Source organism: Lysobacter antibioticus (assembly GCF_000731095.1).
In the GTDB taxonomy this organism is placed as follows: Bacteria; Pseudomonadota; Gammaproteobacteria; order Xanthomonadales; family Xanthomonadaceae; genus Lysobacter; species Lysobacter antibioticus_B.
On the sequence record NZ_JMTZ01000041.1, the window covers coordinates 21,181 to 35,546 of the forward strand.

Here is a 14,366-nt window from a genome sequence, read left to right on the forward strand (position 1 = left end):
GTCATGCTCGCAGCGCCGGCACCTTGGGCGCTTTAGGAGGTCGATGTGAATACCGTACCGGCGCCGTCGCGGCGCCAGTTCCTCAAGACCAGCGCGCTGATCGGCGGCGGCCTGGTGGTCGGCTTCGTGGTGCCCGGCGCCAAGCGCTTCGCCCACGCCGATCCGGCCGCGGCTGCGGCGGTGTCGAGCGGCTTCGTACCCAACGCCTTCCTGCGCGTGGGCGACGACGACACCGTGACGGTGTTGATCTCGCATTCGGAGATGGGGCAGGGCGTGTGGACCGGCCTGGCGATGTTGATCGCCGAAGAACTCGACGCCGACTGGTCGAAGATCAAGGTCGAACACGCGCCCGCCGCGCCGGCGTATGCGCACACCGCCTTCGGCATGCAGATGACCGGCGGCTCGACCAGCACCTGGTCGGAATTCGATCGCTATCGCCAGGCCGGCGCGACCGCGCGCGCCTTGCTGGTGGCGGCCGCGGCGCAACGCTTCGGGGTGCCGGCCGATCAGGTCCGTACCGAGAACGGCGTGGCCATCGCCGGCGACAAGCGTGCGCGTTACGGCGAGCTCGCCGCCGACGCGGCCAAGCTGCCGGCGCCGACCGCGCCGCAGACGCTCAAGGAGGCCAAGGACTGGAAGATCATCGGCAAGCCGACCAAACGCCTGGACTCGCCGGAGAAAATCACCGGCAAGGCGAAGTTCGGCATGGACGTGCAGTTCGACGGCCTGTTGACCGCGGTGGTTGCGCGTGCGCCGGTGTTCGGCGGCACGGTCAAGTCCTTCGATGCGGCGCCGGCCAAGGCCGTGCCCGGCGTACGCGACGTGCTGCAGGTGCCCAGCGGCGTGGCGGTGATCGCCGATCACTACTGGGCGGCCAAACAGGGCCGCGATGCGCTCGTCATCGATTGGGACCTCGGCCCGAACGCGGGCCTGGACACAACGAAGCTGCGCGAAGACTTCCGCAAGCTCGCCGCCACCGAAGGCGCGGTCGCGGCGCAGGCCGGCGACGTCAAGGGCGGCCTGGCCAAGGCCGCCAAGACCATCGAGGCCGAGTACAACGTGCCCTATCTGGCGCATGCGCCGATGGAGCCGCTGAACTGCACGGTCAAGATCGAAGCCGACCGTTGCGAGATCTGGACCGGCACCCAGTTCCAGACCGTCGACCAGCAGGTCGCGGCCAAGATCACCGGCCTCAAGCCCGATCAGGTGCAGATCCACACCATGTTCCTCGGTGGCGGCTTCGGCCGCCGCGCCACCCCGACCGCGGACTTCGTCACCGAAGCGGTGCACGTGGCCAAGGCCGCCGGCAAACCGGTCAAGACCGTGTGGTCGCGCGAGGACGACGTGCGCGGCGGCTATTACCGGCCGATGTATCTGCAGCACGCGCGCATCGGCATCGATGCGCAGGGCATCCCGGTGGCGTGGCAGCACGTGCTGGTCGGGCAGTCGATCATCGCCGGCACGCCGTTCGCCGGGGCGATGATCAAGAACGGCATCGACGCGACCTCGGTCGAGGGCGTCGCCGATTCGCCGTATCTCAAGGAGATCGCCGACTACCGCGTCGACCTGCATTCGCCGAGCACCGGCATCCCGGTGCTGTGGTGGCGCTCGGTCGGGCACAGCTACAACGCCTTCGTCATGGAAAGCCTGATCGACGAACTGGCCCATGCCGCCGGCAAGGATCCCGTCGAGTACCGCCGCGCGCTGCTCAAGCAACATCCGCGGCATCTGGCGGCGCTGAACCTGGTCGCCGACAAGGCCGGCTGGGGTACGGCCCTGCCGGCAGGTCGCGCGCGCGGCGTGGCGGTGCACGAATCCTTCGGCAGCTATATCGCCCAGGTCGCCGAGGTTTCGGTCGAGCCCAAACCGGGCGGAGGCCAGGGCATTCGCGTGCACCGTTTCGTCTGCGCGATCGACTGCGGTCTGGCGGTGAATCCCGACGGCGTGCGCGCGCAGATGGAATCGGGCATCAACTTCGGCCTCGGCGCGGCGCTGTACAGCCAACTGACTTTCAAGGACGGACGGGTGCAGGAGTCGAACTATCACGACTACCGCGTGCTGCGGTTGGACGAGGCGCCGCAGATCGAAGTGCACATCGTGCCGAGCACCGACAAGATGGGCGGCGCCGGCGAGCCCGGCACCGCGCCGGTCGCGGCGGCCGTGGCCAACGCGGTGTTCGCACTCAATCAACAGCGGCTGCGCGAACTGCCGCTGCAGTTGCCGGCCTGAGGAGACGACGATGCGCGCATTGATCATCGCCATGGCGGCCCTCGCCGCTACCGCTTGCGGCCCGAAGGTCACCCCGGAGCAACGCGAGCAGGGCATCGCCGCGTTCGCGACCGTGCAGCAGGTGTTCCAGCATCCGCGTTGCCAGAACTGCCATATCCCCGGCGACCAGCCGCTGCAATTCGATGCCGGCCTGCCGCATGCGATGGGCGTGGTGCGCGGCCCCGAAGGCAAGGGCGCGGCCGGCCTGCCGTGCTCGACCTGCCACGGCGAAGCCAACCTGCCGGCGAGCTATGGCCCCAATGCACCGCCGGGCGCGCCGCATTGGCAACTGCCGCCGCCGGATCACAAGATGGCCTGGATCGGGCTGCCGGCGCCGAAGCTGTGCGAGATGATCAAGGACAAGAAGAGCAACGGCGGCCGCGATTTCGCCGCGCTGATCAAGCACGTCAGCGAAGACAAGCTGGTGCTGTGGGGCTGGGCGCCGGGCGGCGAACGTAAGCCGGTGTCGGTGCCGCACCCCGAGTTCGTCGCCAAGTTCAAGACTTGGGCCGACGCGGGCGGGCCGTGCCCGGCGTCTTAGCCGGGCGCGCGAATCATCGTGTCGATGCGGTTGATCTTGAGGAGTAGGAGCGGCGCGAGCCGCGACGGCGAAACCGCGCTTGCGTCGCAACCGGGAGGTCGCGGATCGCGCCGTTCCTACCCTTGAAGCGGTCTTCAGTGACTGGGTGGATCACAAGCCACGCTCTCGATCTGCAAGGTGCAGTGCTCGATGCCGTAGCGTTCGTCGAGTTGCCGCGCCAATTCGCCGCGCAAGGCATCGGCATCGACGCCTGCGTCGACGACCAGGTGCGCGGTCATCGCCGGAGTGCTCGACCCCAGCGACCACACGTGCAGGTCGTGCACGTCGCCGACGCCGGGCGTTGCCGTCAGGGTCGCGCGCACCGCGGCGAGGTCGATGCCGCCCGGCACGCCTTCCATGAGCACGTTGCCGGCCTCGCGCAGCAGGGTCCAGGTACGCGGCAATACCCACAGGCCGATCAGCACGGCCAGGATCGGGTCGACCACGGTCCAGCCGGTGAAGCGGATGACGATGGCGCCGGCGATCACCGCGACCGAGCCGAGCATGTCGCTCCACACCTCGAGGTAGGCGCCTTTCATGTTGAGGCTTTCGCCGCTGCCGGCCTTGAGCAGGCGCATCGCGACCAGGTTGACGATCAGGCCGAGCGCGGCGATCGTCAGCATGCCGGTGGTTGCGATCTGCGGCGGTTCGCTGAAGCGGCCGGCCGCTTTCCACAGAATGTAGGCGGCGACCGCGAACAGCATCAGGCCGTTCGCCATCGCGCCCATCGCTTCCATGCGCGCGTAGCCGTAGCTGCGTTTCGCATCCGCCGGTTTGCGGCTCAGCCGCACCGCGGTCAGCGCGATCATCAGCGCCAGGGTGTCGGTGCCCATGTGCGCGGCGTCCGACAACAGCGCCAGGCTGTTGGTCAGGAAGGCGCCGACGACTTCGGCGATCAGGAAGCCGCCGGTCAGGCCGAGCGCCCACCACAAGGGGCGCTCGTGGCGGATCGCGGTGCTGCCGTGGTCGTGTCCGCTGCTCATATCGATGCTCCTGTTTGCGTCGTAAGCGGATCGCCCGCGGGCGATGCTCAGGATCGAGGCGGGCCGCGCGAACGCGACCCGCCCTGTTGCCGCCTCAGTGGGCGGGCGAGGGCTCGGCCGCGGCCGGCGCCGGCGGTGGATCGAGCTTGCGCTCGCCGGCGTCGTTGCGGTGCAACCAGCGGTACAGCACCGGCAGCACCAGCAAGGTCAGCAGGGTCGAGGAGACGATGCCGCCGATCACCACCGTCGCCAGCGGCCGCTGCACTTCCGAGCCGGCGCCGACGTTGAAGGCCATCGGGATGAAGCCCAACGAAGCCACCAGCGCGGTCATCAGCACCGGCCGTAAGCGGCCCAGGGCGCCGTCGACGATGGCGTTGTCGAGTGGGTCGCCTTGTTCGCGCAGCTTGCGGATGAAGGCGATCATCACCAGCCCATTGAGCACCGCCACGCCGGACAGGGCGATGAAGCCGACCCCGGCCGAGATCGACAGCGGAATGCCGCGCAAGGCCAGGGCGATCACGCCGCCGGTCAGCGCCAGCGGCACGCCGCTGAAGACGATGGCGGCGTCCTTGGCCGAGCCGAAGGCCATGAACAACAGGGCGAAGATCAGCACCAGGGTCACCGGCACCACTACCGCCAGGCGCTGGCTGGCCGAGATCAGTTGCTCGAAGGTACCGCCGTAACCGATCCAGTAACCCTCGGGCACCTTCACTTGGGCATCGAGTTTCTGCCGCAGCTCGGCGACGAAACCGCCGAGGTCGCGGTCGCGCACGTTGGCGGTCACCACGATGCGGCGTTTGCCGTTCTCGCGGTTGATCTGGTTCGGGCCGAGGATCGAATTGAGCTTGGCCACTTCGCGCAACGGCACCGTGCGCGGCGCACCCGAACTCCAGGTAGCGTCGCGGCTGGATTCGTCGCGGTCGCCTTCGCTGCGCGCAGGCAGCGGTATCGGTAGGTCGGCCAGCGCCGCGGTGTCCTGGCGCAGGCGTTCGGGCAGGCGCACGACCAGGTCGAAGCGGCGGTCGCCTTCGAACAACTGCCCGGCGACTTCGCCGCCGACCGCGGTCGCCACGGTGTCCTGCACCGCGGCCGGGTTGAGCCCGTACACGGCCAGCGAGCGGCGGTCCGGTTCGACGCTGAGCATCGGCAGGCCGGTGACCTGCTCGGCCTTGACGTCGGCCGCGCCGGGCACCTGTTTGGCCACCGCTTCGATCTGCCGGGCGATCTTGAGCAACTGCTGCAGATCGTCGCCGTAGACCTTGATCGCGACGTCGGCGCGCACGCCCGAGATCAACTCGTTCATGCGCATCTGGATCGGCTGGGTGAACTCGAAGTTGTTGCCGGGCAGGGTGCGCGCCACCGCTTCGATGTCCTCCATCAGCCTGGCCTTGGTCTTGCCCGGGTCGGGCCAGCGCTCGCGCGGCTTGAGCATCAGGAAGGTGTCGGCGACCGAAGGCGGCATCGGATCGTTGGCGACCTCGGCGGTGCCGATCTTGCTGAACACCCGTTCGACTTCCGGCATCGCCAGAAACGCCTGTTCCATGGTCTTCTGCATGGTCACCGACTGGGTCAGGCTGGTGCCGGGAATGCGCATGGCTTGCACCGCGACATCGCCTTCGTCGAGGCTCGGCACGAACTCGCTGCCCATGCGCATCGCCACCGCGCCGCTGAGGATCACGAGCACCGCGGTGCCGGCCAGCACCGTCATGCGGCTGCGCAGCGCCCAGGCCAGCACCGGCTCGTAGCGGCGTCGCAGCCAGGCCATGGCGCGGTTTTCCTTTTCGGCGACCTTGCCGCCGAGGAAGGTCGCGACCGCGGCCGGCACGAAGGTCAGCGACAGCAGCATCGCGCCGGTCAGCGCCAGCACCACGGTGATCGCCATGGGGTGGAACATTTTTCCTTCGATGCCGCTGAGCGCGAAAATCGGCAGGTAGACCGCGGCGATGATGCCCAGACCGAACAGGCTGGGACGGATGACCTCGGCGGTGGCCGAGGCGGTGAGGTCGTGGCGTTCGTCGTCGCTCATCTCGCGGCCGAGCGCATGCTGGGCTTCGCCGAAACGACGCAGGCAGTTCTCGATGATGATCACCGCGCCGTCGACGATCAGGCCGAAGTCGAGCGCGCCCAGGCTCATCAGATTGCCGGACACGCCGCCGCGGACCATGCCGGTGATGGTGAACAGCATCGCCAGTGGAATCACCAGGGCGGTGATCAAGGCGGCGCGGAAGTTGCCGAGCAGCAGGAACAGCACGACCACCACCAGCAGCGCGCCTTCGACCAGGTTCTTCGAGACCGTGGCGATGGTGCGGTCGACCAGCGAGGTGCGGTCGTAGACCGGGTTGGCGCTGACGCCCTTCGGCAGGCTGGCGTTGGCCTGTTGCAGCTTCGCCGCCGCCGCCTGCGAGACGTCGCGGCTGTTGGAACCGACCAGCATGAACACCGTGCCGAGCACGACCTCGTGGCCGTTCTGGGTCGCCGCGCCGCTGCGCAGCTCGGGTCCTTCGCCGACCGTGGCGACATCGCGCACCCGGATCGGCACGCCGTCGCGGCGGTCGAGGACGATCTCGCCGATCGCTTCGATGCCGACGATCTGCCCCGGCACGCGCACCAGGAACTGCTCGCCGTTGCGTTCGATGTAGCCGGCGCCGACGTTCTGGTTGTTGGCGGCGAGCGCGGCGACCACGTCGCGCTGGGTCAGGTTCAAGGCCACCAGCCGCGCCGGGTCCGGAGTGATGTGGATCTGCCGCGCGTAGCCGCCGATGGTGTTGACCTCGGTGACGCCGGGCGTGTTGCGCAACTGCGGGCGGATGACCCAGTCCTGCAGGGTGCGCAGGTCGGTGGCGTTGTACGACGTGCCGTCGGCCTTGCGCGCTTTCGGCTCGGCATCGACGGTGTACATGAAGATCTCGCCGAGGCCGGTCGCGGTCGGGCCGAGTTCGGGTTCCAGGCCGGCCGGGATCTGCGATTTCACCTGCTGCAGGCGCTCGGCGACCTGTTGCCGGGCGAAGTACAGGTCGGTGCCGTCCTTGAACACCACGGTCACCTGCGACAGACCGTAGCGCGACAACGAGCGGGTGTAGTCGAGTTTCGGCAGGCCGGCGAGCGCGGTCTCGATCGGAAAGGTCACCCGCTGTTCGGATTCCAGCGGCGAGTAGCCCGGCGCCTGGGTGTTGATCTGCACCTGCACATTGGTGATGTCGGGGGTGGCGTCGATCGGCAGTTGCCGGAAGCTCCACACGCCGATGGCGATCAGCGCGCCGGTCAGCGCTAGCATCAGCCAGCGGTGGCCGATGGCGAAACGCAGGATGCGTTCGAGCAGGCCCGAGCGCTCCGGCGCCGGCCCGGTCGTCGTGTCAGTGCTCATGCGAGGCTCCCGATTTTTCGATGTCGGCCTTGATCAGGAAGCTCTGCTCGACCACCACCTGTTCGCCGGCGCGCAGGCCGGACAGCACTTCCATGCGCCGCGCGTCGCGGCGGCCGATACGAACGGGTTTGGCGATGTAACGCTCGCCTTCGCGCACGAACACCACGTCGCGTTCGTCCATGCGTTGCAGCGCGGTCAGCGGTACCGCCAGCGATACCGGCTGCTGTTCGACGGTGACGCGTGCGCGCACCGCCGAACCGGGCCGCCACAGGCCGTCGGCGTTGGCGATCGAGGCGCGCGCGACGGTGCTCTGGCTGGCGGTCGCGGTGCCGGGGAGGATGCGGTCGAGCGTGGTTTCCACGCCCTGTTCTTCGCCCATGCGCATCACCGTCACCGGCACGCCAGGACGCAGATGCGAGGCGTCGGCGCCGAACACGTGCAGATCGACCCACAAGGTCGACAGGTCGGCGACCTCGAACAGGGTCGTGCCTTCGACCGCGACTTCGCCGACCGAGGCGTTGCGCGCCAGCACCACGCCGGTGATCGGCGAGGCGATGGCGTAGGTGGTCAGGCTGAGGTTGCTGTCGACCGTGGCCAAAGTCTGGCCGGCCTTGACGCGGTCGCCGACGTTGGCGCGCAGCGAACGCACCGGCCCGGGATAGCGCGCGGTGATGTTGGCGATGCGGCCTTCCAGCGGCGTGACCAGGCCCTGCACTTCGTGTTCGTCGGCGATGGTGCCGGGGCCGGCGGCGGCGACGACGATGCCGGAACGCTGGGCGATCGCGGCCGGGATCGCGGTGCTTTCGGCTTCCTCTTCGGCCTCGCCTTTGTCGCCATGGCTGGCTTCGCCCTCGCCGTGGCGGTGCTCGTCGCTGGCTTCGTCGGCATGCGCTGCGTCGGCCTTGCCGGCATCGGCCGCGGGCGCCTCGGCGGAACCGCCGCAGGCGCTCAGGGTCAGAGCCAACAGGCCCGCGGCGATCAACAGTTCGGGCTTCATGGGGCGGCTCCTGCGGGGGCGGACGGTGGGGCGAGGAAGGATTCGCCGGTGAGGCGCTGGATTTCGATCAGCGCCAGCTGCGCGTCGAGCGCGGTGTCCAGGCGCTGTTTGCGCACGGCCACGCTGTCGGCCTGCAACAGGGCCAGTTCGAGATAACTGATGGCGCCGGCGCGGTAGGCGTACTCGGCGGCGTTTTCGGCCCGGCTCATGCGCGGCAGGACCTCGTCCTTGAGGCGCGCGACTTCGAGTGCGCCGACCCGGTAGCGGCCGTGCGCTTCGACCAGGGTCGAATACAGCGACAAGCCCTTGGCTTCGCGCTCGGTTTCGAGCACGGCCAGTTCGGCCTGGGCGCCGCGGATGCCGGGTTCGGCGCGGCTGCGTGCGCCGAGCGGCATCGACACGCTGCCGATCAAGGCGGTGTCGCCGCCGTCCTGCAAGCGGCGCACGCCGATCTGCCAATCGATGTCGGCGCTGGCTTGGCTCTGCGCCAGGCGCACGCGTGCTTCGCCGATGCGGCGCGCGTCGACGAACCGGGTCAGCTCGGGGCTGCGGTCGAGCAAGCCCGCCAAGGCGGTGGCTTCTTCGATCTTCGGCAAGGCATAAGGATCGCCGGCGACCTCGGCGAAACCCGGGTCGCGTTCGCCCCACAGCGCGGCCAGGTGTTGGCGCGCGGCGAGCAGGCTTTGCTCGCTGCGCGCGCGATCGAGTTCGGCGCGCGCCAGCGCGGCCTGTGCGGTCAACAGGCCGGACTCAGGCGACGCGCCCGCGACCAGGCGCTGGCGCGCGGCGGCGACGGTGCGCTTGCGCTGGCCGATGTCGAACTGCGCCAGTTCGATCCGGCGTTGCGCGGCGACGATGCCGAGATAACGCCGCGCGGTCTCGGCCAGCAGGTCGAGTCGGCGGCTTTCGCGATCGACCGCGAGCGCATCGATGCGGCTCTGGGCGAAGGCGCGGCGCGCGTCGAGCTTGCCGCCGCGTTCGAACACCGAGGCCAGGCTGAGGGTGATCTCGGCCCCCTTGACGCCGCTGACCGCGCCGCTGCCGAAGACGTTGTCGACCGCGGCGCCGGCGATCCAGGCCGGACGCTGCGCGGCGAGGTCGCGCTCGGCTTCGAGCACCGAACGCTGGCTGCCGAACAGACGCAGGTCGGGGTGGGCGTCGCCGATGCGCGCGAAGGCGTCGTCGAGAGTGAACACCGAGGCCGCGCGCGCGGCCCCGGTTGGGGGGGGAGCTGACGTGCCGGAAGTAGCAGGACCGGCAGTGGCCGGGCTTGAAGCGGCGGCAAGGGGAGGCCGCGCCTGTGCCGAAAAGCACAGAGCGGCCGTCAGGACGGCCAGGGCCGCCGGACGCAAACGCATGGGATGTTCTCCTGAATCTCGAAAGACGCCGGGCGCGAACGCAGCGCACGGCGACGAAGACCCGCGCAGGCCGACGCGGCGCCGCAGGGCGCGTGCGTGCGGCCGGCTCAGGCCGGCATCGGGATCAGGCGGAGATCGGTGGGCGGAACGGGACCGCGGTCGGGGTCGGCACGAACGCGATCGAGACGGCCGGCACCGGGGCGGCGGCGCTGGCTGCGAGCAGGCCGACCTCGAAGCGCGGCAACAGTGCGGCTTGCAGGGCGCAGCAGTGGCTCAGGTGCCAGCGGGCGTCGCCGCAGCCGTCCGGGTCGGCGTTGTCCGGGGCGGCGCTGTCGCCGGCGTATGCGCCGGCATGCTCGTGCGCCAGCGCCGCGACCGGCCCGGCGAGTTCGCCGATTTCGGTCGCGAAGGTCAGCGTCGGCTTGACCAGCATCACGGCGATCAGCACGCCGAAGACGAGGTAGCGGAACGCGGTCGCGATGGCGGAGGGGCCGGGCATGGCGGGCATCTTAGGAGCCGCCGACCCCGCTATACAATTTCAGGCCCCGCGCCGCCGTTCATGTGCGGCCGTAGCGCATCGCCACTGAATGCCGGCCGCCGCGGCCCGGCCGCGGTTCCACCCTCGCTCCCGATTGCGGCGATAATCGCGCCGCGCAACGGACCTGCGGAACCGCGGGCAGGGACACCCAGACAGCAGTCCGGACAGGATCGGCAATGACGGTGCCTCGGCGCCGTCATATCGTTTGCCTAGTCTGCGCACGTATTCGGTAGTGGCGGTACAGGGGGTTTGGCAGTGAAGGTTGTTGTGAAACCGGTGTGTGAGTTTCCCGCCGGTCGTTGGTCGAAAGCCGGTGCGCGCGCGATCGCCGGTCTGGCCCTGGGCGTCGCCCTGGGCGGTTGCGGTTCCGAAGCTCCCCACAGCGCCGCGTCCCCGGCGCCGGTTGCCGATGCCGCGCTGGAGTTGCCGGCGCCGCTGGACGAACTCGATATCGAAGGGTTGCGCGCGCGCGCCACCCAGGCCCTGCGCGAGCAGCGCATCCACACCCCGGCCGGCGACAGCGCGGTCGACTATTACCTGGCCCTGCGCGACAAGGAGCCGGGCCAGATCGACGTGATCGGTGCGCTCGACGAGTTGCAGCCCTATGTGGTGATCGCCGGCGAGCAGGCCTTGCTCGACGACGATCTGGCCGAATCGCACCGTTTGCTGGACTTGCTGGCGCGCATGGACCCGCAGGCGCCGGCCTTGCCGCGCATGCGCGAAAGCCTGCGTGTCGCCGAGGCCAGCCGCGAGCGCAAGACCCGCGAGGAAACCGAACGCCTGATGGCCGAGCGTACCGACGCGGCGACCGTGCTGTCGGCGCGTCGCGAGGCCGCGCGCACCGCCAATACGGCGTCGGCGAACGCGGCGATGAAGGCCGATGCGGCCGCCAGCGCGCTCGCCGCCGATGCCGCCGCGGCGAAAACCGGCAGCGCGTCGGCGGCGCAACCGGTGGCGGCGTCGGCCGCGACCCCGGCAGCGTTGCCGGCCATGACCTCGGCGAACGCCGCCTCGCCGGCGATGCCGCGCCTGCTCGCCGATGCCAGCCCGCGTTATCCGCTGCCGGCCTTGAACCGCAAGATCGAGGGCAGCGTCGAGATCAGCTTCACGATCCTGCCCGACGGCCGCGTCGGCGCGCCCAGGCTGGTGTCCTCGGAACCGGCCGGGGTGTTCGACGCCGCCGCGCTGGCGGCGGTGGCGCGCCTGCGTTTCGAGGCCAGCGGCCAGTCGCATACGGCCCGCCGCACCCTCAATTTCCGCCTGCCTTCGCGCTGAAGCCTGCGGCGGCGGGAGCGGCCGGCCTTTACATGGCCGACTGCGGCGGCCGACGGCGACGACCGATTGCGACGGCGGACACGTCCGTCGGGGCGGGAGCTTGGCGGTCCGCGCGCTGTGCCGCCACAATGCGGCGATGGAGACTTTCGCCCCCCCCGCCTTACTCGAAACCGTCGAACGCGAGACCGGCCCGGCGCCGACCTGGAGCGTGCTGTGGCTGCACGGCCTCGGCGCCGACGGCCACGACTTCGCCCCGATCGTGCCCGAACTGCTGCGCCGCGATTGGCCGGCGCTGCGCTTCGTGTTCCCGCATGCGCCGGTGCGCGCGGTCACGATCAACAACGGCGCGCGCATGCGCGCCTGGTACGACATCCGCGACATCAGCGATCTGGCCCAGCGCGCCGACGAAGCCGGCGTCGACGAGTCGGTGCAGCAGGTCGATGCGCTGATCGAGCGAGAAATCGAACGCGGCGTGCCGGCCTCGCGCATCCTGCTGGCCGGCTTTTCCCAGGGCGGCGCGATCACCCTGGCCACCGCATTGCGGCGCAAGCAGGCGCTGGGCGGGCTGATCGCCCTGTCGAGCTATCTGCCGATGCCCGAGCGCCTGGTCGCCGAGGCGACTGCGGTCGCGCCGAGCCAGCCGGCCTTCATGGCCCACGGCCGACACGACCCGATGGTGCCCTACGCCGGCGGCGAAGGCGCCGCGGCGCGCCTGCGGGGCCTGGGCTTCCAGGTCGACTGGCATGCCTATCCGATGGCGCATCAGGTCTGCGCCGAGGAGATCGACGCGCTCGGCGACTGGATGTCGCAACGGTTCGCCGCCACGGCATGAGCCGGCTCTGACCATGCTCGAGTCCGCCGGCGAACACGAACCGTGGCTGCCGGACTTATGCCGTTTGCCGCGGCTGGTGGTCATGCTGAGCATGGCCGAGCTGATCGTGATCGTGCTGGCGCTGGCGCCCGACGGTACCCGCTGGGACCTCGGCCGCTTCGTGTCTTCGAGCGCCTTCGCGCTGTGGCTGGCGCTGGCGATCTCGGTGCTGCTGTGCGTGTCGCGGCGCCAACTGTCGCGTTTGCCGCCCGGCGTGGGCGGCTTCATCGCCACCGCGACGGCGGCGGCGATCGCCGCGGCGGTCGCGGCGGTCACCCACATCATCGACAGCGTCACCGGCATCGGCCTGGTGCCGCCGGGGATCTCGTTCCAACGCTTCGTCGGCGGTACCGCGGCGGTGGCGATCCTCGCCGTCGGCGTGGTCCTGCGCTATCTCTACGTCAACGACAGCTGGAAGGCCCAGGTCCGCGCCAACGCCCGCGCCGAGGTCGATGCGCTGCAGGCGCGGATCAAGCCGCACTTCCTTTTCAACAGCATGAACACCATCGCCGGCCTGGTGCGCAGCGACCCGGTGGTCGCCGAGCGCGCGGTGCTGGACCTGTCGGACCTGTTCCGGGCCGCGCTGGGCGCGTCCAAGTCCGATTCCAGCCTGGCCGAGGAGGTCGAGCTGGCCGAGCGCTATCTGGCGATCGAGCAACTGCGCCTGGGCGAGCGCCTGCGGGTGGTCTGGCGCAAGCGCGAGCCGCTGCCGTGGCGGATGCCGCTGCCGCGTCTGGTCCTGCAGCCCCTGGTCGAGAACGCCGTGCTGCACGGTATCTCCCGGCTGCCGGGCGGCGGCGAGATCGAAATCGAGCTGACCGAGCTCGCCGACGAGCTCCTGCTGCGCATCCGCAACCCGGCCCCGCCCCCGGCCGACGGCCGCAGCGGGGCCCGCCACGCCCACAGCAGCATCGGCCAGCGCCTGCGTTATGCCTATGGGCCGACGGTGCGGATGACCGCGGGCTGGAACGAAGGCTACTATCTGTGCGAACTGCACGTGCCGACCGGGGTGGAGGCGCATAGCCGATGAAAGCGACGAGGCCGGCCATGAGAGTGGTGATCGCGGATGACGAACCGTTGGCGCGCGAGCGCTTGCGCAGCCTGTTGGCCGAGCGCGACGACGTCGAGGTCGTCGCCGAAGCGGCCGACGGCCAGCACGCCTTGCACGCCTGCGCCGAGCACCGGCCGGATCTGGTCCTGCTCGACATCGCCATGCCCGGCATCGACGGCCTCGAAGCCGCGCGCCATCTGGCCGCGTTCGAGCCGCGCCCGGCGGTGGTGTTCTGCACCGCCTACGACGCCCACGCCTTGTCGGCGTTCGAGGCCGAGGCGATCGACTACCTGGTCAAGCCGGTGCGGGCCGAGCGCCTCGACGCCGCGCTCGAACGCGTGCGCACCTTCGCCGCCGGCCGCGAGCGCCACGTCGGCGGCACCGAGACCGCGCCCGGGCAAAGCCGCAGCCACCTGTGCGCGCGCCTGCGCGGCAGCCTGCGCCTGATCCCGATCGAGGACGTGCATTACCTGCACGCCGAAGAGAAGTACGTGATCGTCCATCACGCGCGCGGCGAAGACCTGATCGAGGAATCGCTGAAATCGCTGGAAGACGAATTCGGCGAACGCTTCGTGCGCATCCACCGCAATTGCCTGGTCGCGCGCCACGAGATCGTCGAACTCAAGCGCGACTCCGAAGGCCACGTCCAAGCCGTGCTGCGTCACGGCAAACAACCCCTGGAAGTCAGCCGCCGTTGCGTGGCGGCGCTGCGCGAGACCCTCAAGCATTTGTGAGGCTTTGGGATTTGGGATTTGGGATTGGGGATTCGGGATTAGGGATTGGTCATTGGGGATTAGGGGATTAGGGGATTAGGGGGTTCGGGGATCGACTCGTCCGGAGCTCGCCGAACCAAGGGTAGGAGCGGCGCGAGCCGCGACCGCGCTGCCTCAATCTCGCGCTGCATCCGGCCGTAATCCCCTGTAGGAGCGGCGTCCCACTGGATTTCCTCCGGTCATAAGCCGCGACCGCGTAGTTGCCGATTGTTGCGTTTCTGGCCGCAGGGCGGTGAAGCAACATCAGGATCTAAAGCTTCCGTCCGCTCACGCGGCCGGGTTACTTTCTTTTGCTAAGCCCAAAAGAA

General features: G+C 69.7%; 10 protein-coding genes and 1 pseudogene. 6 read left to right on the plus strand and 5 right to left on the minus strand.

Translation table 11 applies throughout. From position 1 onward, the window contains the following. Nucleotides 1-45: 45 nt before the first annotated feature. Together EX88_RS0113685 and EX88_RS0113690 are read left to right on the plus strand one after the other, a co-directional pair. On the plus strand, nt 46-2,229 hold the full coding sequence (locus EX88_RS0113685) for a xanthine dehydrogenase family protein molybdopterin-binding subunit (protein ID WP_031372551.1): 2,184 nt from the start codon (nt 46-48) through the stop codon (nt 2,227-2,229). A 10-nt stretch (nt 2,230-2,239) separates the two neighbouring features. After that, complete coding sequence (locus EX88_RS0113690; RefSeq protein ID WP_031372552.1) at nt 2,240-2,809, plus strand: hypothetical protein; 570 nt, start codon at nt 2,240-2,242, stop codon at nt 2,807-2,809. Nucleotides 2,810-2,961: 152 nt separating this feature from the next. Here EX88_RS0113690 and EX88_RS0113695 read toward each other — a convergent pair. From EX88_RS0113695 to EX88_RS0113715, 5 genes and pseudogenes are all read right to left on the minus strand, one after another. Next, a pseudogene (locus EX88_RS0113695) lies at nt 2,962-3,831 on the minus strand (cation diffusion facilitator family transporter); the annotation flags it as partial. A gap of 94 nt (nt 3,832-3,925) precedes the next feature. Continuing rightward, entirely contained in the window at nt 3,926-7,150 is a 3,225-nt protein-coding gene (locus EX88_RS0113700; protein ID WP_051885104.1) for an efflux RND transporter permease subunit, read from the minus strand. Between the two features lie 34 nt (nt 7,151-7,184). Further along, nucleotides 7,185-8,192, minus strand: coding sequence for an efflux RND transporter periplasmic adaptor subunit (locus tag EX88_RS0113705; RefSeq protein ID WP_051885102.1), 1,008 nt, complete (start codon nt 8,190-8,192; stop codon nt 7,185-7,187). After that, nucleotides 8,189-9,550 carry a TolC family protein gene (locus tag EX88_RS0113710; protein WP_081930966.1) on the minus strand — a complete coding sequence of 454 codons (1,362 nt, stop codon included), beginning with the start codon at nt 9,548-9,550 and terminating at the stop codon, nt 8,189-8,191. The genes EX88_RS0113705 and EX88_RS0113710 overlap by 4 nt, the downstream gene beginning before the upstream one ends. Nucleotides 9,551-9,674: 124 nt before the next feature. Further along, nucleotides 9,675-10,049 (minus strand): hypothetical protein, encoded by a 375-nt coding sequence (locus EX88_RS0113715; RefSeq protein WP_152566265.1) that lies wholly within the window; start codon nt 10,047-10,049, stop codon nt 9,675-9,677. A 306-nt stretch (nt 10,050-10,355) separates the two neighbouring features. On the opposite strand from EX88_RS0113715, the gene EX88_RS0113720 reads away from it, so the two are divergent. From EX88_RS0113720 to EX88_RS0113735, 4 genes are all read left to right on the plus strand, one after another. After that, entirely contained in the window at nt 10,356-11,363 is a 1,008-nt protein-coding gene (locus EX88_RS0113720) for a TonB family protein (protein WP_031372558.1), read from the plus strand. 136 nt (nt 11,364-11,499) lie between these two features. Next, complete coding sequence (locus EX88_RS0113725) at nt 11,500-12,195, plus strand: alpha/beta hydrolase (RefSeq protein WP_031372559.1); 696 nt, start codon at nt 11,500-11,502, stop codon at nt 12,193-12,195. 13 nt (nt 12,196-12,208) lie between these two features. Beyond that, nucleotides 12,209-13,264 (plus strand): sensor histidine kinase, encoded by a 1,056-nt coding sequence (locus EX88_RS0113730; RefSeq protein ID WP_031372560.1) that lies wholly within the window; start codon nt 12,209-12,211, stop codon nt 13,262-13,264. 17 nt (nt 13,265-13,281) lie between these two features. Then, on the plus strand, nt 13,282-14,019 hold the full coding sequence (locus tag EX88_RS0113735; RefSeq protein WP_036148912.1) for a LytR/AlgR family response regulator transcription factor: 738 nt from the start codon (nt 13,282-13,284) through the stop codon (nt 14,017-14,019). Nucleotides 14,020-14,366: the final 347 nt, after the last annotated feature.